At 60.2% G+C, this 20,739-nt stretch carries 16 protein-coding genes; 6 read left to right on the top strand and 10 right to left on the bottom strand.

Going from position 1 to position 20,739, the window contains the following annotated elements:
• Positions 1-17: 17 nt before the first annotated feature.
• Both dapD and ACOI6Z_RS21970 read left to right on the top strand, forming a co-directional pair.
• On the top strand, positions 18-842 hold the full coding sequence (gene dapD / locus ACOI6Z_RS21975; protein ID WP_002889295.1) for a 2,3,4,5-tetrahydropyridine-2,6-dicarboxylate N-succinyltransferase: 825 nt from the start codon (positions 18-20) through the stop codon (positions 840-842).
• 107 nt (positions 843-949) lie between these two features.
• Positions 950-1,336: a DUF3461 family protein gene (locus ACOI6Z_RS21970; protein WP_002889292.1), complete on the top strand. Its 387-nt coding sequence runs from the start codon at positions 950-952 to the stop codon at positions 1,334-1,336.
• Positions 1,337-1,454: 118 nt separating this feature from the next.
• Here the strand turns inward: ACOI6Z_RS21970 and cdaR are convergent, their stop codons facing one another.
• The 3 genes from cdaR to dgt all read right to left on the bottom strand — a co-directional run bounded on the left by cdaR (position 1,455) and on the right by dgt (position 5,861).
• Positions 1,455-2,612: a DNA-binding transcriptional regulator CdaR gene (cdaR, locus tag ACOI6Z_RS21965; protein WP_050533898.1), complete on the bottom strand. Its 1,158-nt coding sequence runs from the start codon at positions 2,610-2,612 to the stop codon at positions 1,455-1,457.
• A 166-nt stretch (positions 2,613-2,778) separates the two neighbouring features.
• Positions 2,779-4,212 carry a serine endoprotease DegP gene (gene degP, locus ACOI6Z_RS21960; RefSeq protein ID WP_023292042.1) on the bottom strand — a complete coding sequence of 478 codons (1,434 nt, stop codon included), beginning with the start codon at positions 4,210-4,212 and terminating at the stop codon, positions 2,779-2,781.
• 134 nt (positions 4,213-4,346) lie between these two features.
• Positions 4,347-5,861 carry a dGTPase gene (dgt, locus tag ACOI6Z_RS21955; protein ID WP_049013573.1) on the bottom strand — a complete coding sequence of 505 codons (1,515 nt, stop codon included), beginning with the start codon at positions 5,859-5,861 and terminating at the stop codon, positions 4,347-4,349.
• A gap of 83 nt (positions 5,862-5,944) precedes the next feature.
• Between dgt and mtnN the strand changes: the two genes are divergently transcribed.
• From mtnN to ACOI6Z_RS21940, 3 genes are read left to right on the top strand one after another with little or no spacing between them, the layout of a single operon-like run.
• Entirely contained in the window at positions 5,945-6,643 is a 699-nt protein-coding gene (gene mtnN / locus ACOI6Z_RS21950; protein WP_023292040.1) for a 5'-methylthioadenosine/S-adenosylhomocysteine nucleosidase, read from the top strand.
• Positions 6,636-7,436, top strand: a complete 801-nt coding sequence (gene btuF, locus ACOI6Z_RS21945) for a vitamin B12 ABC transporter substrate-binding protein BtuF (protein WP_117129218.1) — start codon at positions 6,636-6,638, stop codon at positions 7,434-7,436. Before mtnN ends, btuF begins: the two co-directional genes overlap by 8 nt.
• Positions 7,437-7,472: 36 nt before the next feature.
• Positions 7,473-8,099, top strand: coding sequence for a TRIC cation channel family protein (locus ACOI6Z_RS21940; protein WP_023292038.1), 627 nt, complete (start codon positions 7,473-7,475; stop codon positions 8,097-8,099).
• An 82-nt stretch (positions 8,100-8,181) separates the two neighbouring features.
• On the opposite strand, the gene erpA is transcribed toward ACOI6Z_RS21940, so the two are convergent.
• Entirely contained in the window at positions 8,182-8,526 is a 345-nt protein-coding gene (gene erpA / locus ACOI6Z_RS21935) for an iron-sulfur cluster insertion protein ErpA (protein ID WP_002889275.1), read from the bottom strand.
• 81 nt (positions 8,527-8,607) lie between these two features.
• The gene (clcA, locus tag ACOI6Z_RS21930; RefSeq protein WP_044521076.1) at positions 8,608-10,026 is read right to left on the bottom strand and encodes a H(+)/Cl(-) exchange transporter ClcA; all 1,419 of its coding nucleotides are present in this window, start codon (positions 10,024-10,026) and stop codon (positions 8,608-8,610) included.
• Between the two features lie 180 nt (positions 10,027-10,206).
• Here clcA and hemL point away from each other — a divergent pair, with 180 nt between their 5' ends.
• Positions 10,207-11,487, top strand: a complete 1,281-nt coding sequence (gene hemL, locus ACOI6Z_RS21925) for a glutamate-1-semialdehyde 2,1-aminomutase (RefSeq protein ID WP_017900647.1) — start codon at positions 10,207-10,209, stop codon at positions 11,485-11,487.
• Between the two features lie 310 nt (positions 11,488-11,797).
• Here the strand turns inward: hemL and fhuB are convergent, their stop codons facing one another.
• The 5 genes from fhuB to mrcB all read right to left on the bottom strand — a co-directional run bounded on the left by fhuB (position 11,798) and on the right by mrcB (position 20,507).
• Entirely contained in the window at positions 11,798-13,780 is a 1,983-nt protein-coding gene (gene fhuB / locus ACOI6Z_RS21920; protein ID WP_065812208.1) for a Fe(3+)-hydroxamate ABC transporter permease FhuB, read from the bottom strand.
• Positions 13,777-14,667: a Fe(3+)-hydroxamate ABC transporter substrate-binding protein FhuD gene (gene fhuD / locus ACOI6Z_RS21915; RefSeq protein WP_032452786.1), complete on the bottom strand. Its 891-nt coding sequence runs from the start codon at positions 14,665-14,667 to the stop codon at positions 13,777-13,779. Before fhuD ends, fhuB begins: the two co-directional genes overlap by 4 nt.
• On the bottom strand, positions 14,667-15,464 hold the full coding sequence (gene fhuC / locus ACOI6Z_RS21910; protein ID WP_032452785.1) for a Fe3+-hydroxamate ABC transporter ATP-binding protein FhuC: 798 nt from the start codon (positions 15,462-15,464) through the stop codon (positions 14,667-14,669). Before fhuC ends, fhuD begins: the two co-directional genes overlap by 1 nt.
• A gap of 45 nt (positions 15,465-15,509) precedes the next feature.
• Positions 15,510-17,717 carry a ferrichrome porin FhuA gene (gene fhuA / locus ACOI6Z_RS21905; RefSeq protein WP_065812207.1) on the bottom strand — a complete coding sequence of 736 codons (2,208 nt, stop codon included), beginning with the start codon at positions 17,715-17,717 and terminating at the stop codon, positions 15,510-15,512.
• Positions 17,718-17,951: 234 nt separating this feature from the next.
• A complete protein-coding gene (mrcB, locus tag ACOI6Z_RS21900; protein WP_049014303.1) occupies positions 17,952-20,507 on the bottom strand; it encodes a bifunctional glycosyl transferase/transpeptidase in 2,556 nt (851 codons plus the stop codon).
• Positions 20,508-20,739: the final 232 nt, after the last annotated feature.

The raw sequence follows: 20,739 nt of genomic DNA, 5'->3' as shown, positions 1-20,739 counted from the left end.
GTGAATGGAAAGAAACAATGCAGCAGTTACAGAACGTTATTGAGTCCGCCTTCGAGCGTCGCGCCGACATCACGCCGGCCAATGTGGATACCGTGACCCGCGAAGCGGTTAACCAGGTTATTGCCCTTCTGGATTCCGGCGCGCTGCGCGTCGCTGAGAAGATCGACGGTCAGTGGGTGACGCATCAGTGGCTGAAGAAGGCGGTACTGCTCTCTTTCCGTATTAACGATAACCAGGTTATCGATGGTGCGGAAAGCCGCTACTTCGATAAAGTACCGATGAAATTCGCTGACTATGACGAAGCGCGTTTCCAGAAAGAAGGTTTCCGCGTGGTGCCGCCGGCAGCGGTGCGCCAGGGCGCGTTCATCGCCCGCAACACTGTGCTGATGCCGTCCTACGTTAACATCGGCGCCTACGTTGACGAAGGCACCATGGTTGACACCTGGGCCACCGTCGGCTCCTGCGCGCAGATCGGTAAAAACGTTCACCTGTCCGGCGGCGTCGGCATCGGTGGCGTACTGGAGCCGCTGCAGGCGAACCCGACCATCATCGAAGATAACTGCTTCATCGGCGCGCGCTCTGAAGTAGTTGAAGGGGTGATTGTCGAAGAAGGCTCCGTGATCTCCATGGGCGTTTACCTGGGTCAGAGCACCAAAATCTACGATCGCGAAACCGGCGAAGTCTTCTACGGCCGCGTGCCGGCTGGCTCGGTAGTGGTGTCAGGCAACCTGCCGTCGAAAGATGGTAAATACAGTCTGTACTGCGCAGTGATCGTGAAGAAAGTCGATGCTAAAACTCGCGGCAAGGTCGGCATTAACGAACTGCTGCGTACCATCGACTAAAGCAAATAAAAAGCGGGAGATATCCCGCTTTTTTGATATTTGATGCTGGCGAGAATGGATTTTTTCGTTAATTATTCAATGGTTATGATGCTATCAAAGGTACCGTTATGTACGATAATCTGAAAAGTCTTGGCATTACCAACCCTGATGAGATCGATCGCTATAGCCTGCGGCAGGAAGCTAACAACGACATTCTGAAAATCTATTTTCAGAAAGACAAAGGCGAATTCTTCGCCAAGAGCGTGAAGTTCAAATATCCGCGTCAGCGCAAAACCGTCGTCGCCGACGGCGTCGGCCAGGGCTACAAAGAGGTCCAGGAGATCAGCCCCAATCTGCGCTACGTCATCGATGAGCTGGATCAGATTTGCCAGCGCGACCGCACTGAAATCGATCTCAAGCGTAAAATCCTCGACGATTTACGCCATCTGGAAAGCGTGGTCACCAATAAGATCAGCGAAATCGAAGCCGATCTGGAAAAGCTCACCCGTAAGTAAGCGCATCCCCGGCGGCGCGTCGCCTGACCGGGCTGGCGGTATCAAACCGCTACCGACAGCATGCATCGTCCAGGCCGGGTATGGCGAGTCGCTACCCGGCATTTTTTACCTCCACGCCTTAGCGTTGTTCATCCAGCTGCAGCGCGATATACAGCAGCAGCCGGTCGTCAAAGCTGCCAAGATCCAGCCCCGTCAGCTCCGAGATACGATTCAACCGGTACTCCAGCGTATTGCGATGAATAAACAGGGCCTTCGACGTCGCCAGCGGCTGCACGTTATGGCGAAACCACGCCTGCAGCGTTCGCCGCAGCAGCCCGTTGTTATCCATTGTCTTGAGACGCGCCAGCGGACGGGCCAGCTCATTGGCCTGCCAGCCGCCGCGCAGGCTGTCAAGCAGCACCGGCAGCATCAGATCCTGATAGAAATAGCAGCGGCTCTCCGGCATCCGCTGCTTGCCCACCATCATCGTCGTGCGAGCGGTACGGTAAGAGCGGGCGATACTCCCGGGACCGGTGAAGAAGTTGCCCAACGCCACGCGGAAACGGAGCTGGCCATTCTCTTTCATCCTGGCGATAAGCTGCTCGACGCGCCGGACATGATCGTCGGCGTCCCAGCGGCCAAAGCTGTTCAGCGCCGGTTTCAGCACCACCATTTCCGTGAGCGAGACAATGGCCACGAGATTATGGCGATCGGGCGTGGTCAGCGCGTTCTGCAGCTGCTGTAGTTCCGCCATCGCGCTGTCTACGCCGAGCTGGCCGCTGTCCACCTCAATCATCGCCACCACGCGCGGCTGATTCAGGTCGATGCCTAATCGCTGAGCCCATTCGTTCAGCGCCGGGGTATGCTCTTCCGCCTGAATCAGGTTCATCACCAACTCTTCGCGCAGACGGCTGTCCTGCGCCAGGAGATGCATCAGTCGCGACTGCTCCAGCATCATCTCTGCCGTCATGCACACCAGCTCGCCATATTTTCGCAGCGACTCCGGCTCGCCGGTCAGGCCGATCACCCCGACGATCTCCCCCTCCAGGCGCAGCGGCAGGTTAATGCCCTGGCGCACCCCGTGCAGATGGCGAGCCACCGCGTCGTCGATATCCACCACCCGCCCCTGGGAAAGCACCAGCAGCGCGCCTTCGTGCAATTCACCAATCCTTTCCCGATCGCCGCTGCCAATAATCCGCCCGCGGGCATCCATCACGTTGATGTTGGTATCGATGATGCGCATCGTCCGCGCCACAATATCCTGCGCCATTTTGGTATCGAGATGCCAGCCAGCCATGTAATCCTCCCCTTTGCAGGGCACCAGCATAAAAGAGTCGTCGCCCTGCCGCATTGTGCATATGCCCGAAGCCCGGATGAGATATGTGGAGTTGTGGAAGCGGTCACAGAACGGAAAAAAGCCCCTGCCCTCGGCGAGGGAAGGGGCTGGGATCAAGCGCTGACGATTACTGCAGCAGCAGGTAGATAGAGGCGTCGCCGCGCTGAATGTTCAGCGCCAGCACGGACGGTTTGGCGTCGAAGATTTTCCGCAGATCGGCGATGTTTTTCACCGGCTGCTGGTTGGCCCCGACAATGATGTCGCCTTTCTTGAGGCCAATCTGCGCCGCCGGGGTGCCGGCTTTCACATTATTGACCACCACGCCTTTGTCCTGACCCTTGTTGCTCATTTCCGCCCCTTCAATCCCGTTGAAGATGGTGCTGGAGTCAACCTGGGTCTGGTTGCTCTGCTGCAGTTCGACGGTGACGGTCACCGGTTTGCCATCGCGCAGCAGGCCAAGCTCAACCTTGCTGCCGATAGGCATGGTGCCGACCTGAGCACGCAGCGCGGCGAAGCTGCTGATCGCCTTCCCGTTGAGGGAGGTGATCACGTCGCCGGCTTTAATGCCCGCTTTCGCGGCCGCCGACCCCGGCATCACCTGGCTGACGAAGGCGCCGCGCTGGGCGTCGACTTTCATCGCTTTCGCCAGCTCAGAGTTCAGTTCGGTGCCCATGATGCCGAGCTCGCCGCGTTTCACCTGGCCATATTTCACCATCTGCTCGGTCAGGTTTTTCACCATGTTACTCGGGATAGCAAAACCGATACCGATGTTGCCGCCGTCCGGCGCCAGAATGGCGGTGTTGATGCCGATCAGCTCGCCGTTGAGATTCACCAGCGCGCCGCCGGAGTTCCCGCGGTTAATCGCCGCATCGGTCTGGATAAAGTTTTCGTAGTTTTCCACGTTCAGGCCGCTACGACCCAGCGCGGAAACAATCCCGGAGGTCACGGTTTCGCCCAGACCGAACGGGTTACCGATAGCCACGGTGTAGTCGCCGACGCGCAGCGCGTCAGAGTCGGCAAGCTTAATTGCCGTCAGGTTTTTCGGATCCTGAATCTGAATCAGCGCGATATCAGAGCGCGGGTCTTTACCCACGACTTTGGCATCAAACTTACGACCATCGCTCAGCTGGACCTTAATCGTGGTGGCGTTGTCCACGACGTGGTTGTTGGTCACCACATACCCTTTGGCCGCATCAATAATCACGCCGGAGCCCAGCGCCATGAATTTCTGCTGCTGGCCGCCGTCAGGCTGACCGCCCTGTCCGCCGCCCTGGCAAAACGGCGAACTCTGGAATGGAGAACCATCCTGGCAGAACGGCGAGTTATCGCCAAAGAACTGCTGGAAGTTACGCGGCATCCGTGGGGTATTAACGGTGGTGCTACCTTCAACGTTAATGCTCACCACCGACGGCATCACTTTCTCCAGCATCGGGGCCAGGCTTGGCATCTGCTGCGCGTTAGTGGCCGAAGATGCCGTTTCCGCCGCGCTCGCAGAGAGCGGGGACAATGCCAGACCTAAACTCAGAGCCAGTGCACTCATTGCTAACGTGGTTTTTTTCATCAGTTTCAATCTCAATATCAGAAAACGAAAGTTGCTGTGTACGTGACTATCAGAGTCATTTTATAGCGCTAAGTTCCGGAATTAAGTTTCTGGAAAAAGTAAAAATTTATTGTCCATCTTTACAAAACTCCAGCCTATTCCACCGCCATCAGTCGTCGATATTCATCCCACGCATATAAATCCGTCATCCCGCTGATATAATCCTGAATCAGACGGCAGCGATAATAGTATTCCATCAGCGCAAATTCAGGCGCTGTGCGCGCGAGCTTATTTACCGCTTCCACATAGGCCAGCCGGTGGCGGGTTGAAAGTTTCTGATACAGTCGGGAGGCAATGGGTAAACGCCGTACCCGCTCCTGTGCCACTAATTCGCTGAAATCCTCCAGTGATAATTTCAGCAGCGGCTGATAGATATCCAGCAGGCCGCTGATCACCCGGTAGCCCTGCAATTCCAGCTGCTCGACATCCGGATGGCTAAACACCTGTTTCATCGCCACATTTTTATAAAGCTCCAGCAGCTGACTGCAATCGCTGTCGTCCTCGAGCAGCGCATGATTAAAGTCGCCCGTAAAGATGGCCGGCAGGTTGTCAATAAATCGGCGCGCCGCGTAGGGCACCAGCTTATTCAGCGTGTTCACCCGCAAATACATAAAAAACTGATCTTCCGCGCTCTGCTTCAGGGAATTGGCTCGTGATTTCTCCCAGGCATTTTCCACCACCTGCGAGAATAACGATCCTTTTTCATGGCTGCCCCAGGCGTCGTAAAGATGCTGATAAAGCTGCTCTGCGCTGAAAATACGTTTTTCCACCGCGTCCTCGAGATCCGCGACGCAATATGAGATGTCATCCGCGGCTTCCATAATCCAGGTTAATGGGAACCGATTGTAAGGCGCCAGATCCAGTTCTTTACGCAGGCGCGCCACATACTCCTCTTCGGCTAAATAGTAGCCAGGCTTCTTCATTAAATAACTGTGGCTGGCTGGCGTCGCCTCGGACCACCACGCCGGACGAGTATATTTCAGAATACAGCCGACCTGCGCCCAGGTCAGATTCATGCGCATCAGCGTATGGACCAGACGAATGCCCTGGGCGTTGCCCTCAAAGCAGCAGAGATCCTGGCGCACTTTGCGGCGCAGCGCGTTAAGCGACGTTTCCCCCTCCTGCAGGCGTAATGCCTGCACTTCACAGCGATCGTCGGTCAGCGGCTGCCCGAGCGCATCGCCGGGCGCCAGACGCTGGCGGAACCAGTCGTTAATCGCCGCCTCGCCAAAATGGCCAAACGGCGGGTTGCCGATATCGTGCATCAGGCAGGCCATCTCCACGACGCTCTCGAATGGCCCGGTCAGCTCTTCCAGGCCATACTCTTCCAGCAGCCTCTGCTCTTTCAGCCGGCTCAGTACCTCTTTGGCGATATAACGCCCCACCTGCTGCACCTCCAGCGAGTGGGTCAGACGGGTACGCACCGCTGCGTTGCGCTCCAGCGGGAAGACCTGAGTTTTTTGCTGTAAGCGACGGATGGCCGGCGAGTTGACGATCCGTCCCCGATCGCTTTCGAAGATCCGCAGGATGTCGCGCTCCGTCTCGACACGCGGCGGCGAACGGAAGCGTCGACGCCAGTTTATCTTGTTGCGAAAATCAATCTTTGCCATAGCCTCTCCCGCGCGAGCAATACGCTTCCCCTTAAGCGCATGATAGACTATGCAACTAAACCTGACACATCGCGAGTAAATCTATGAAAATTGGCATTATTGGCGCTATGGAAGAGGAAGTTACCCTTCTGCGCGACAAAATCGAAAACCGCCAGACTATCACTATTGGCGGGAGCGAAATCTATACCGGCCAACTTCACGGCGTTGACGTCGCGCTGCTGAAGTCTGGTATCGGGAAAGTGGCGGCGGCGATGGGCGCGACCCTGCTGCTGGAGCGTTGCCAGCCTGACGTGATCATTAATACCGGCTCAGCCGGCGGCCTGGCGTCGACGCTGAAGGTCGGCGATATCGTCGTCTCCGATGAAGCGCGCTACCACGACGCCGACGTCACCGCCTTCGGTTATGAGTACGGCCAGCTGCCTGGCTGCCCGGCGGGCTTTAAAGCGGACGAAAAACTGGTGGCCGCCGCGGAGAGCTGCATTAACGCGTTAGATCTCAATGCCGTTCGCGGCCTGATCGTCAGCGGCGATGCCTTCATTAACGGCTCTGTCGGTCTGGCGAAGATCCGCCATAATTTCCCGCAGGCGATCGCTGTGGAAATGGAAGCGACCGCTATCGCTCACGTTTGCCATAACTTTAAGGTTCCCTTCGTGGTGGTTCGCGCCATCTCCGATGTGGCCGACCAGCAGTCTCACCTCAGCTTTGAGGAGTTCCTTGCGGTCGCCGCCCGACAGTCCACCCTGATGGTGGAGAATCTGGTCCAGAACCTGGCACGTGGCTAAGTCGCTCTCCTTCGCGCTTGCCGCGCTGCTGTTACTCGCCCCGGCGTGGCTGCTGGCCGCGCCGCGGGTGATCGCCCTCTCCCCCGCCAATACCGAACTGGCCTTTGCCGCCGGGATCACGCCGGTCGGCGTCAGTAGCTATTCCGATTATCCGCCGCAGGCCAAAACGATTGAGCAGGTTGCCAGCTGGCAGGGGATGAACCTGGAGCGCATCGTAGCGTTAAAGCCAGACCTGGTGCTGGCCTGGCGCGGCGGTAATGCCGAACGTCAGGTTAACCAGCTGCAGTCGCTGGGGATCCACGTCCTCTGGGTGCAGACTTCGACCATCGAAGAGATCATCGCCACCCTGCGTCAACTGGCGAAGTGGAGCCCGCAGCCGGAAAAAGCGCATCAGGCGGCGCAGGCGATGCAGCAGGAATACGATGCACTGAAAGCGCGCTATGCCAGCGCGCCGAAGAAACGCGTCTTCCTGCAGTTCGGTTCCGCCCCGCTGTTCACCAGCGGCCCCGGCTCGATTCAGGATCAGGTGCTGAGGCTGTGCGGCGGCGAGAATATCTTTGCCGCCAGCCGTGTTCCCTGGCCGCAGGTGAGCCGCGAACAGGTGCTGGCCCGTCAGCCGCAGGCGATTGTGGTGACCGGCGACGCCAGCCGCATCGCCGAGGCGCAGCGCTTTTGGCAACATCAGCTCACCATTTCGTTGATTGCGTTACACAGCGACTGGTTTGAACGCGCAAGCCCACGTATTATCCTCGCCGCCAAACAACTTTGCGCGGCGCTCGACCAGGTAAAATAACCATCCGGTAAAGCGGATGTTCAGTGGGAATCAACGATGCTTGTCTATTGGCTGGATATTATTGGCACGGCCGTTTTCGCGATCTCCGGCGTTCTGCTGGCCGGAAAATTACGCATGGACCCGTTTGGCGTGCTGGTGTTAGGCGTGGTGACGGCGGTGGGCGGCGGAACCATCCGCGACATGGCGCTGGCGAATGGCCCGGTATTCTGGGTCAAAGATCCCACCGATCTGGTGGTGGCGATGGTCACCAGCATGCTGACCATCCTGCTGGTCCGCCAGCCGCGCCGGCTGCCGAAATGGATCCTGCCGGTGCTCGACGCCGTCGGTTTAGCGGTGTTTGTCGGCATCGGCGTGAATAAAGCCTTTCTCGCCGGCAGCGGCCCGCTGGTAGCGGTATGCATGGGGGTGGTGACCGGCGTTGGCGGCGGGATAATCCGCGACGTGCTGGCGCGCGAAATTCCTATGATTCTGCGCACCGAGATCTACGCCACCGCCTGTATTGTCGGCGGCATTGTCCACGCCACCGCGCACGACACCTTCCATCTCCCGCTGGAGAATTCGGCGATGATGGGGATGGTGGTGACCCTGGCGATCCGGCTGGCGGCGATCCGCTGGCATCTGAAGCTGCCGACGTTTGCCCTGGACGATAACGGACGGTCATAAAAGCAAAACGGTAACCCTGAGGTTACCGTTTTTAGCGTTGGCGCCCTCTCGCTGCGAGAAAAAGCCCCCTGCCGCGCTCGCTTTAAACGCTGAACGAGGACCCGCAGCCGCAGGTGCTTTTCGCGTTCGGGTTGGTCACGATAAAGCGCGAACCTTCCAGCCCTTCGGTATAGTCGACAGAGCCGCCGACCAGGTACTGCAGGCTCATCGGGTCAACCACCAGGCCGACACCCTGTTTCTCAATGGTCATATCCCCTTCGTTCACCTGATCGTCGAAGGTGAAGCCATACTGGAAACCGCTGCAACCGCCGCCGGTGATATATACGCGCAGTTTCAGGTTCGGATTATCTTCATCCGCAATCAGGTGTTTTACTTTATTGGCTGCGGCTTCGGTAAACTCCAGCGGCAACGCTACGTCATCACTCATTTTTTGCTCCCATTGATACTTCCGGCCGGTTAAAGAATAACCGGACCTTTTGAGCCATTATCTAATACCCTGGTAAATCGTTCAAGTATTCTCCCGGGGTGCCTGCTGCGCTTTTGCCGCCTGCTCGGCCTCCTGCTTCGCCAGAGTACGTTGCAGAATGGTCGAATACAAAGGCTTACCGCCGAGGAATTGCGCCAGTAGTGTTGCGCCAAGGCAGGTAATAATCATTGGCAAAATGAGCTGATAGTTATCGGTCATCTCCAGCACCAGCACAATCCCGGTCAGCGGCGCGCGCACCGAGGCGGCGAGCAGCGCCCCCATACCGGCGATGGCGAAGGTGCCGGCATCGAGATGGTAGGACGGAAACAGCGGAATAGCCGCCATGCCGAACGCCGTGCCCAGCAGCGTGCCGAGCGCCAGCATCGGAGCGAAAATGCCGCCCGGCGCGCCGGAAGAGAAGCAGATCAGCGTGGTCACCACGCGGGCAATAAAGATGAACAGCAGCAAACCGACGGAGAAGTTACCGGCGGCGGCGATGGGGATCAGGTTAAAGCCACCGCCCACCGCGGAGGGCTGCATCAGCCCCAGCAGGCCGCAAAGCCCGCCGATGCCCCCGCCAATTAACACCCATTTTTTGATGTTGCCGCCGTGAATGCGCTGGAACAGATCCTGGGTGCGTAGCACCAGAAAATTAAACAACGGGCCAAAGCAGCCAAACAGCATCCCCAGCACCAGGTACAGCCACAGGGTATTCACCGGGGCATTGCTCAGCTTGCCCACCTCTATAATTGCCGCCTCGCCGTTGAAAATGCGAAACACAATGCTCGACATGATCACGCCGGTAAATACCGCTTTAATGGAGATCAGGTTGTAGCGGAACTGCGGGCGCATCTCTTCAATGATAAACAGGATACCGGCCAGCGGCGCGTTAAAGGCCGCTGAGAGCCCCGACGCCGCACCGGTCGCCAGCAGCGTGTGCCGCGCTTCCGGACTGCGCATGCGGAAAATATCCAGCACCATGCGTCCAATGTTGCCGCCAAGCTGCACCATCGGCCCCTCGCGTCCCAGCACCATTCCGGCGCCCAGGGTCCCCATGCCGCCGATGAATTTCACCGGCAGCACGCGCCACCAGCGCACTGGCCGCAGCTCCTCCAGCGCCCCTTCGATTTCCGGGATCCCCGATCCGCCAGCCTCCGGCGCAAAACGGCGCACGAGGAAATAGCCGACCATCGCCAGCAGCGCCGACAAGATAAACGCCAGCGGCCAGACCAGATACCAGTGGTCCGCCACCTGCGCCAGCGCGCCGATCCGCTGGTTCTGCACCCAGTTCACGCTCTTCTCAAACGCCACGCCCACCAGCCCGGCCAGCGTGCCGACCACCGCCGCCATAAACAGCACCGCCAGCGGCGTTTTATCGCGCTGAATCAACCGGCGCACCGCATCGCCGCGACGCACCCGCACGAACTGATGTGCCTCAAAAGAGGGAGTTTCTGCTTTCATGCCATTATCAATTATTGGTAATACAAATGAAGAGAGAGGCATTTTAGCCGCCCCGGCGCGCTGCGTCGTCAAAAAAATGCCCTTGCGGCACATTGTTTCAATTGGGCAAAACTTTCATAACCATCCTGGAATAACTTAGAATAGCCGATAAAACATTTTTCACGAACCAGGACCCTGGCCATGAGCAAATCTGAAAATCTGTACCACGCCGCGCGTGAACTGATCCCCGGCGGCGTTAACTCGCCGGTCCGCGCCTTCACCGGCGTCGGCGGCACCCCGCTGTTTATCGAACGCGCGGATGGCGCTTACCTTTATGACGTGGATGGGAAAGCCTATATCGATTATGTCGGCTCCTGGGGTCCGATGGTGCTGGGCCACAACCATCCGGCGATCCGCAACGCGGTGATCGAGGCGGCGTCCCGCGGCCTGAGCTTTGGCGCGCCGACCGAAATGGAAGTAAAAATGGCGGCGCTGGTGACCGAGCTGGTGCCGACCATGGATATGGTGCGCATGGTGAACTCCGGTACCGAAGCCACCATGAGCGCGATTCGCCTGGCGCGCGGTTTCACAGGCCGCGACAAGATCATCAAGTTCGAAGGCTGCTACCACGGCCATGCCGACTGCCTGCTGGTGAAAGCCGGTTCCGGCGCGCTGACCCTCGGCCAGCCGAACTCGCCGGGCGTGCCGGCTGATTTCGCCAAACATACCCTGACCTGCACCTATAACGACCTCGCCTCCGTGCGCGCGGCGTTCGAGCAGTATCCGCAGGATATCGCCTGCATCATCGTCGAGCCGGTCGCCGGGAATATGAACTGCATTCCGCCGCAGCCGGAGTTCCTGCCGGGCCTGCGCGCGCTGTGCGACGAATTTGGCGCCCTGCTGATCATCGACGAAGTGATGACCGGCTTCCGCGTGGCGCTGGCGGGCGCGCAGGCTTATTACGGCGTGGAGCCGGATCTGACCTGTCTCGGGAAAATCATCGGCGGCGGGATGCCGGTAGGCGCCTTCGGCGGCCGTCGCGAGGTGATGGACGCGCTGGCGCCCACCGGTCCGGTCTACCAGGCCGGAACCCTCTCCGGTAACCCGATCGCCATGGCCGCCGGCTTCGCCTGCTTAAGCGAAGTGGCGCAGCCGGGCGTGCATGAAACCCTCACCGAGCTGACCAACCAGCTGGCGCAAGGCCTGCTGGATGCGGCGCGTGACGCCGGGATCCCGCTGGTGGTCAATAACGTCGGCGGCATGTTCGGCATCTTCTTTACCGATGCCGAAACCGTCACCTGCTATCAGGACGTGGTGAAGTGCGATGTCGAACGCTTCAAGCGCTTCTTCCATCTGATGCTGGAGGAAGGCGTGTACCTGGCGCCGTCAGCGTTTGAGGCTGGCTTTATGTCCGTCGCCCACAGCGAAGAAGATATCGACAATACCATCGACGCCGCGCGTCGGGTATTTGCCAAACTGTAAGGTGCTTGAATGCCTGGTAACGCAGGGATTTTCCCGGATGCGGCGCATTGCGCCTTATCCGGGCTACCAAATCGCACAGCGCTGTAGCCCCGGTAAGCGATAGCGCCACCGGGGATTTTCCCGGATGCGGCGCATTGCGCCTTATCCGGGCTACCAAATCGCACAGCGCTGTAGCCCCGGTAAGCGATAGCGCCACCGGGGATTTTCCCGGATGCGGCGCATTGCGCCTTATCCGGGCTACCAAATCGCACAGCACTGTAGCCCCGGTAAGCGATAGCGCCACCGGGGATGTTGAGGCCATCCGGGATCGTTAGCGGCTCTGCTTCCTCAGCAAATAGATAAAGTACGGCGCGCCGATAAAGGTCGACAGCAGCCCCGCCGGGATCTGGTACGGGAACATGATCATCCGTCCGCACCAGTCGGCGAAGACCAGCAGCAGCCCGCCAGTCAGTCCGGAGATCACCATATGCGGCAGCGTTCGGCGGAAGCCCATCATGCGCGCGATATGCGGCGCCATCAGCCCGACGAAGCTCAGCGGGCCGATGGTTAGCGTCGCCGTCGCCGTCAGGCAGGCCGCCAGCAGCAGCAGAACAATCCGCGATGACGTCAGCGCCATGCCCACCGCCCGCGCCGCCTCCCCGCCCAGCGGCAGGATGGTTAACCAGCGGCGACAGAGCGGCGCCAGCGCCAGCAGGACCAGCATCACCGCGCCGCTGCGTACCACCCTCTCCGGCGTCGCGCTGTAGGTCGACCCCGAGATCCACGTCAGGATCTGCGCCATGCGCGGATCGCCGCTGGCCTGCAGCATCATCAGCAGCATGGTGAAGGCGGTACTGAGCGCCATCCCCGCCAGCAGCATCCGATGCGGCGAGAAACCGCCCCGTCCGGCGGCCAGCATAATGATCAGCAAAGTGGCCGCCGCGCCAAGGCTCCCGGCCGGCAGCAGCCAGCCAAAGGCGTCGCCAGGCACGAAGAACAGCATCAGCACCACGCCAAAGGCGGCGCCGGAGCTGATGCCCAGCACTTCCGGGCTGGCCATCGGATTGCCGGTCAGGCGCTGGATAATACAACCGGCGACAGCCAGCATCACCCCGGCGAACAGCGCCGACAGCACTCGCGGCCAGCGCCAGGGCAGCAGTTGCTCCAGCAGATCGCCGTGAGCCCACAGCCAACCGTGGGCATCGCGACCAAAGGCCAGCGCTACGCTCATCGCCAGCAGCAGCAACGCGACGCCCCCGAGAACAAACCATTGCACGTGATAGCGCTCAGGCTGCACATTATCGCCGCCGTTCATCACCGGGGCGCTGATGCTGCGCAGCCGCGGCAGCAGCCACAGCAGCAGCGGCGCGCCAATCAGGGCGGTGACCGAGCCGGTGGAGACTTCCCGCCATACCCGGCTCAGCCAGAGGATCACCTGATCGGAAAGCCACAGGAGCAGCGCGCCGATCAGCGCCGCCAGCAGCAGCCGGGCCAGCAGTCGACGGGCGCCGAGCATTTTCGCCAGCAGCGGCGCGAACAGGCCGATAAAGCCGATAATCCCGACCGCGTTGACCAGCAGCGCGCTCATCACGATCGCCAGCGTCAGGGCGCCGAGGCGCGCCAGAGACAGCGCCAGCCCCAGGTTGCGTGCCACCCCGTCATCGAGCCCCATCAGAGTCAGCGGACGCAGCAGCAGCAGGGTGAGTATCGCCCCGCCCAGCAGCTGCGGCCACAGGCGCTGCGCCACGCTCCAGTCGGTTTGCGTCAGCGTCCCGGTGCTCCACAGGAACATGCTCTGCAGCTGGTCGTGATGGAAAATCACCATCAGTTGGTTAAGCGCCCCGCAGTAGAGGCTGACCACCAGGCCCGCCAGGATCAGCGTTACCGGCGACAGACGCTTGCCCCAGGAGACGCCAAACACCAGCGCACCCACCAGACAGGCCCCGGCCAGCGCGGCAAACTGCGACGCCAGCACGCCGGGGATGGCCCACAGCGTGGTGACCGTTATCCCCAGCTGCGCGCCGGTGGCGACGCCAAGGGTGGTCGGCTCCGCCAGCGGATTGCGCAGCACCTGCTGGAACAGTACGCCGACCAGTCCCAGCCCGGCCCCCACCAGCAGTGAAACGGCCACCCGCGGCAGCAGGCTGTAATGAAACAGCATCTGGGCAATCTGATCGCTATCCGGCTGCCGCAGCGCCTGCCGCCATTGCGCATAGGGCAAGGCGACATTGAGATTGACGATACTCAACGCGAAGGCGGCAACCAGCAGCGCGGCCAGCAGGATACTGGCTAACGGTGAAATACGCGTATTCATGCCGGACTCCCCTGGGCCTCGGCCAGCACGCGGGCAAAATGCATCGCCGACAGCGTCGCGCCATAGAACCACACCGCCGGAACGCGCTGGAAGCGCCCCGCGCGCACGAACGGCATCGCCTGCCACAGCGGGGTCGCCAGCAGCTGGGTCATCTCCCGCTCGTTACCATGATCAAAACAGATCACATCGGCCTCGTTAAACGCCGCCAGCCGGTCGATGCCAACGCTAACGCTGCCCCAGAACGCCGCTTCGCCGCGCCAGGCGTTTTTAATACCAAAGCGGTCAAGCACCTCCTGGAACAGGCAGTTTTCGCCAAACACCAGAACGTGGCGCGGATCGAGCAGGGAGATCATCAGCAGCGGACGGTCGCCGCGTCCGGCAAAGCGCGGCTTCAGGCTCGCCATCAGCGCCTCAAACTCCGCCAGGTGGCGCTGAGCCTGCTGCGGTTTGCCCAGCAGGTCAGCCATCTCCAGCAGCGAGCGCTGAGCCATCGCCAGCGGGCGTTTGCCGTCGCTAAAGGTGAATCCGCGACCGGGGGCGATACGCGCCAGCTTCTCCGGCGACGGGCCGTAGCCTGCTGACCAGACGATAAACGACGGTTTCATCTGCGTCAGCAGCTCAAGATTGGGTTCAGTGCGCAAACCGACATCGATCACCGAGTCGGGCAGCGCGGGCTCGTTCACCCACAGGCGATAGTTAGGGATATCGGCCACGCCGTAAGGCGTGACGCCCAGCGCCAGCAGCAGCTCCGCCGGCAGCCACTCCAGGGCGACCACACGCTGCGGGTCAACGTTCGCCGCCTGCGCGCCGCGCATCTGCCACAGCAGCGGCGAGAGCGCCATCGCGGTCAGCAGGCGACGTCGGGTTATCTGAGTCGGGGTCATCATCAATAGACAAAGCTTACCGGCGCCGCGCCGGCCGGGTGCGGCAGGATCCCCATCGGGATGCCGTAGATTTGTTCCAGGGTGTCGCTGCGCATCAGTTCCGCCGGCGTCCCCTGGGCGATCATTTCCCCGCCGCGCAGGGCCACCAGATAGTCGCAGTAGCGGGCCGCCATATTAACGTCGTGCAGGACGGCGATCACCGTCAGGCCGCGCTGCTGGCTGAGACGATGCACCAGCGCGAGGACATCAACCTGATGGGCGATATCCAGCGCCGAGGTGGGTTCATCGAGCAGCAAACAGCGGCTATCCTGCGCCACCAGCATGGCGATCCACGCCCGCTGGCGTTCGCCGCCGGAGAGGCTGTCCACCAGACGATGGGCGAGCGGCTTCAGCCCTACCAGCGCAATCGCCTCTTCCACTTTCTCGCGGTCCGCCGCGCCAAAGCGACCCAGCGCGCCGTGCCATGGATAGCGGCCGATCGCCACCAGCTCGCGCACCGTCATACCTTCGGCCGGCGGCAGCTGCTGCGGCAGATAGGCCACTTTGCGGGCAAAGGCTTTGCTGCCCCAGCTCTCCAGCGGCTGGCCGTCCAGCAGCACATCGCCTGCGGAAGGCGGCTGATGGCGGCCAAGCATTTTCAGTAACGTCGACTTGCCGGAGCCATTATGGCCGATCAGGCCTGTGACTTTTCCGGCCGGGAAGGTGAGCGAGAGCGGATGGAGCAACGTGCGGCCAGGCACACGGAAAGTGACGCGATCCAGCGCGAAGGTGGTTTCTGCGTGCGGAGTCTGTTCCTGCATAGCGATAACCTGATAAAGGGCGCGGCGAACCGCGCCCGTAGGTGGTTAGAAACGGAAGGTGGCGGTGGCGACGACCTGACGTCCGGCCCCCCAGTAGCAGGCGTATTCGCTGTAGCAACTGGAGACATATTCGCGGTCGAACAGGTTGTTGACGTTGACGCCGACCGACGAGCCCGGCAGGCCAAAGCGCGCCAGATCGTATTTCACCGTCGCATCCATCAGCGCATAACCGGCCACACTAAAGGCATCATTTTTCTTACCGGTGCTGGTGTCATTTTTGTAGTAGCTGACCGTTGAACCGATATAGCGCGCCCCGGCCCCAATCGTCAGACCGCTCAGCGCGGTTTCGTGGAAGGTATAATCCGCCCACAGGGAGGCCATGTTACGCGGCACTTCCGCCGGACGTTTGCCGTTGAACACCGTATCGTGAGTGTACTCCGCATCGGTGTAGCTGTAGGCTGCGGTGACGTTAATATTGGCGTTCACTGCCGCCTTCGCCTCCAGCTCAAGGCCGCGGGAGCGGATTTCGCCGGTCTGGATGCTGAACGCCTGGTTAGCCGGATCCGCCGTCAGGTTCTTGTCTTTGGTCAGCTGATAGACCGCCGCGGTGACCACCACCGGCATATCTTTCGGCACATATTTCACGCCGGCTTCATACTGCTTACCGCGCGACGGATCGAACGGCTTACCGCTGCTGCTGGCGCCCGATACCGGTTCAAACGATTCGCTGTAGCTGAAGTACGGAGAGATACCGTTATCGAACAGGTAGTTGATGCCGCCGCGCCAGCTGAACTGCTGGTCGTGGTTCTCCGCCAGGCTGTTGGTGGCGCGGGTTAACGTTGAGGTCGTGGCGTAATCGTAACGGCCGCCCAGGGTCATCACCCATTTATCCCACTCCATCTGATCCTGCGCGTACAGGCCAGTCTGCTCCATCCGGTTGAGCACCGCGTACGGGAAGGTGACCTGAATATTCGGGTTGCCGTACTGCGGATTGTTCATGCTGATGGGATCCGCCGTCCCGTAGTCGGCATCCACATCGTTACGCATCCGCGAGTAGTCCACGCCGGTCAGTAGGGTATGGCTAACCGCGCCGGTGGAGAAATCAGACTGCAGCTGAGTATCGACGGTGAAGGTGTTCAGGTGCTCGTCGGAGCGCACATAGGCGCGATTCATGTAGCCCGGCGCGACATAGCCGTTGCCGTAAACCGAACGATAGAGCGTATGCACATCGGCATAGCGCAGGTTCTGCCGCACGGTAAAGGTGTCATCGAACTGATGGGAGAAGCTGTAGCCCACCATCTTCTGGCGGCGGGAGATTTTATTATCCGCCTCGCCTTCGTTGAAATCGGTCGGCAGCTTATGCGCCTTACCGTTGGCGTCGTAATACGGCACCACGGTGCCTTCGCGCGGCAGCCAGCCGTAGTAGCCCGCATCCGGATCATTCTGGAAGTTGCTCAGGAAGGTGAAGTCGGTTTTATCGTCAGGACGCCAGCTAAAGGAGGGCGCCACCGCGTAGCGGGTCGATTTCGCCATCTGCTGCTGGGCATCCTGGCTGCGGCCCAGACCGGTCAGGCGGTAGGACCAGACGCCGGCATCATCAATGGCGTCGCTGAAGTCAAACCCGGTCTGCCACAGATTGTCGGTGCCCATCTTAAACTGCACTTCTTTCAGCGGCTCGGTGGTCGGGCGTTTGCTGACCATGCTGACGATACCGCCCGGGTTGCTGTTGCCGTACAGCACCGAGGTTGGCCCGCGCATCACTTCCACGCGCTCCAGGAAGTAAGGATCCATGGAGACTTCAGAGTAGTTATTCCCCTGCAGCTTCATGCCGTCCAGATACTGGTTGGTGTTGACGGTCGTCGAGGTGGTGAAGCCGCGAATGGTGACCACGTCATAGGTGGTCGAACTGCCGCGAGTGGAGAAGACGCTTGGCGTATAGGAGAGCGCCTCTTTTACCGTCGTCGGCTGACGCATCTCCATCTCCTGGCGCGTCACCACCGACACAGACTGCGGCGTTTTTTCTATCGGGGTATCGGTTTTCGTCGCCGTGGCGGAGCGTTTCGCCGCGATGGTCGGCGCCGGTCCCCAGGCGCTTTCCTGGGCGGCCGGGGCGGCAACGACGGTAATGGTTTCTTCTTGCTTCGGTTGTTCTGCTGCCTGTGCGTAGACAGACATGCCGCTAACCGCCGTGGCTACTACAGCTGCGACTTTACGCAGCGAGTGGTTTGGCTGAGCAGTTTTTGGACGCGCCATGGGTATATCTCTGATGAAAGTGAATGATAACGTAAACGAGAATTATTATTATGACGGGCGATATAATAGGCGAAACGTTGAAGGCAAGGCAAGCGATATGCCTGTCGCTGCGGGTTGAAGGCTGAATTAATAACCAGATAGTTATTATGGAGTTAAAGAGCCGTTAACTTTTTTACAGGCATAAAAAAACCCCTTAATACTTTCGTCTTAAGGGGTCTGGTCTTAGGGCTTAAATCAGTTACTGCCGAACATATCCTTGATCCAGCCCGCGACGCCGTCGCTCTTCTCCTGCTGCTTCGGCGGCTGCTGTTGCTGCTGCTGTTGCTGCTGAGGCTGCTGCTGCCCGGACTGATTGAACGGGTTGTTCGCTTCCTGCTGCTGCAACTGCTGCTGCTGCATCATCTCGCCCTGGCGGCACAGCGCATCCGGCTGCGTCGTCCACACCGGCAGCGAACGCATACCGCCGCTGCAGACGAAGTTGCCGTTGCTGTCCACGCCCATGTCGACCACGTCTTCAGGCGCCGTCAGCACCAGCGGCGTTGGCGTCTGGTTCGCCAGATAACGCTGGTAAATCGACATCGCACCGCTGGCGCCGTACAGTTTGGTTGGCTGGTTATTATCGCGACCCACCCAGGTGATGGTCACCTGGCTACCGTCGATCCCGGCAAACCAGGTATCGACGTTATTGTTGGTGGTCCCGGTTTTCCCCGCCAGATGGAGGCCCGGATACTTCGCGCCCAGTTGGCGCCCCGTCCCGCGCTGCACCACCTGCTGCATGGTCCACAGCGTCATGTAGGCCGCCTGGGCAGGCACCGCGCGCTCCGCCTGCGGGTAGCTCTGATACAGCACCGTGCCATCTTCCGCAATCACTGACCGCAGGGCGGAGAGTGGCGCACGGTTGCCGCCGCTGGCGATAGTCTGGAAGGCCTGGGCCACTTCAATTGGCGTCAGGTTCAGCGCGCCAAGCAGCATCGCCGGCACGGCGTTGAGCTGATTCTTCGGCGCCCCCAGTTTGGTCCAGGTATCGACCACCGCCGGCAAGCCCAGCGCCATCCCGAGGTTAACCGTCGGCACGTTCATCGAACGGGTCAGGGCATCCACCAGCATCACCTGGCCGCTGAAGCGACGATCGTCGTTCTGCGGCGACCAGGTCTGGCCGTTGGACAGGCGAATGGTCACTGGCGCATCGGCGATCCACGTATTCAGGCGATACTGGTTCGGCTGGCTCAGCGCGGTCAGATAGGTCGCCGGCTTGGCCAGAGAACCAATCGACCGGCGGGCCTGCATCGCACGGTTGTAGCCGGCGAACTGCGGCTCCGCGCCGCCGACCATCGCCCGCACTTCACCGGTAAAGCGGTCCACCACCACCATGGCGGTTTCCAGATCTGCCAGCTTGCGCTGTTTCTTCAGTACCGGGATCCCTTCAGTAGCCGCTTTTTCCGCGGCATCCTGCGCCACCGAGTCGAAGGTCGTGAAGATCTTCACGCCGGAGAGATCTTTCACTTTATCGCCCAGCTTCGCCTGCAGCTCCTGACGCACCATCTGCATAAACGCCGGCTGCGGTGAAATCACCCCGCCGCGCGGCTGCACGCCCAGCGGACGCGCGCTCAGCATGTCGTACAGCTCCTGGTCGATGACCTGCTGCTGCTGCAGCAGACGCAGCACCAGATTGCGTCGCTCAAGGGCCAGTTTCGGGTTGCGCCACGGGTTATAGACCGAGGCCCCTTTCACCATCCCCACCAGCAGCGCCTGCTGGTCGAGGCTCAGCTCTTCCACCGGACGGCCAAAGTAGTACAGGCTGGCCAGCGGGAAGCCGCGAATTTCGTTATCGCCGCTCTGACCGAGGTACACCTCGTTCATATACAGCTCAAGGATGCGATCCTTGCTGTAGCGGGCGTCGACGATCAGCGCCATGTACGCTTCGTTGGCTTTACGCCAGTAGGAGCGTTCGCTGGAGAGGAACAGGTTTTTCACCAGCTGCTGGGTCAGGGTACTTGCCCCCTGCACCGTCCGGCCTGCCGTCAGGTTCGCCAGCACCGCACGGCCGATGGAATAGAGGCTGATACCATCGTGCTCGTAGAAGTGGCGGTCTTCGGTCGCCAGCAGCGTATCCACCAGCAGGTCGGGGAAGCCGCTGCGCTTCACGAACAGACGCTGCTCGCCGTTCGGCGACTGCAGCATGGTGATAAGTCGCGGATCGAGACGGAAGAAACCGAACTGGCGGTTGTTATCCATATTCTCGATGGTTTCCAGATGGTCGCCATCGAAGGTCAGACGCGCGCGCACCTGCCCTTCTTTACTGTCCGGGAAATCGAACGGACGGCGGATCATCTCGATGCTGTTGGCCTGCACCGTATATTCGCCGGGACGCGTCATCGCGCTGACCTGACGATACTGGGTGGCGTTCAGCAGACGCACCATCTCGTTTTTGCTGATCTGCATGTCAGGCTCAAGGTTCACCATTCGGCCATAGACCGCGGCCGGCAGCTCCCAGACTTTACCGTCAATGCGGCTGCGGATTTTCTGGTCGAGGTAGACGCCATAGGCGGCAATCAGCACCGCGAAGACAATCCCCAGCTTGACCAGCAGCCACAGCCAGCTGCGCTTACGACGAGGCTTACCACCTTTGCCTTTGCCTTTTCTCGGCACCGGTTTCTCATCCTCATAATCATCGTCATCATACTCGTCGTCGTAGTCCTCTTCCCGGACCCGGCGACGGGTGACTTTCTGTTTTGTCGGACGTGAGGGTCTTCCCTTACGTCCGATAGGCTCGCGGTCATCTCCCGCCATGCTTTTTCTCCGCAACGTTCAGGCGCAAAGGCCTGATTCTCAATACTTCCCCTGTTCAGAGGAAGAAGAAATCTCTCAAATTAACGTCCTGGCTGCTTACCCTCGGGACGACAACCTGCTGGCGGGCAGAACGCGCCGCCCACCTTTCAAAGGGTTGGTTTGCTTCGTTTCACATGATACTAACAATAAAAATTCACCATAAAATCATTGTGTTAAACGCATCACTGGCAGA

Origin of the sequence: Klebsiella sp. C239 (genome assembly GCF_048822715.1) — a bacterium.
GTDB classification, from domain to species: Bacteria; Pseudomonadota; Gammaproteobacteria; order Enterobacterales; family Enterobacteriaceae; genus Klebsiella; species Klebsiella quasipneumoniae.
The sequence above is the reverse complement of the archived record's forward strand: the minus strand, read 5'-3'. Positions and strand labels throughout refer to the sequence as shown.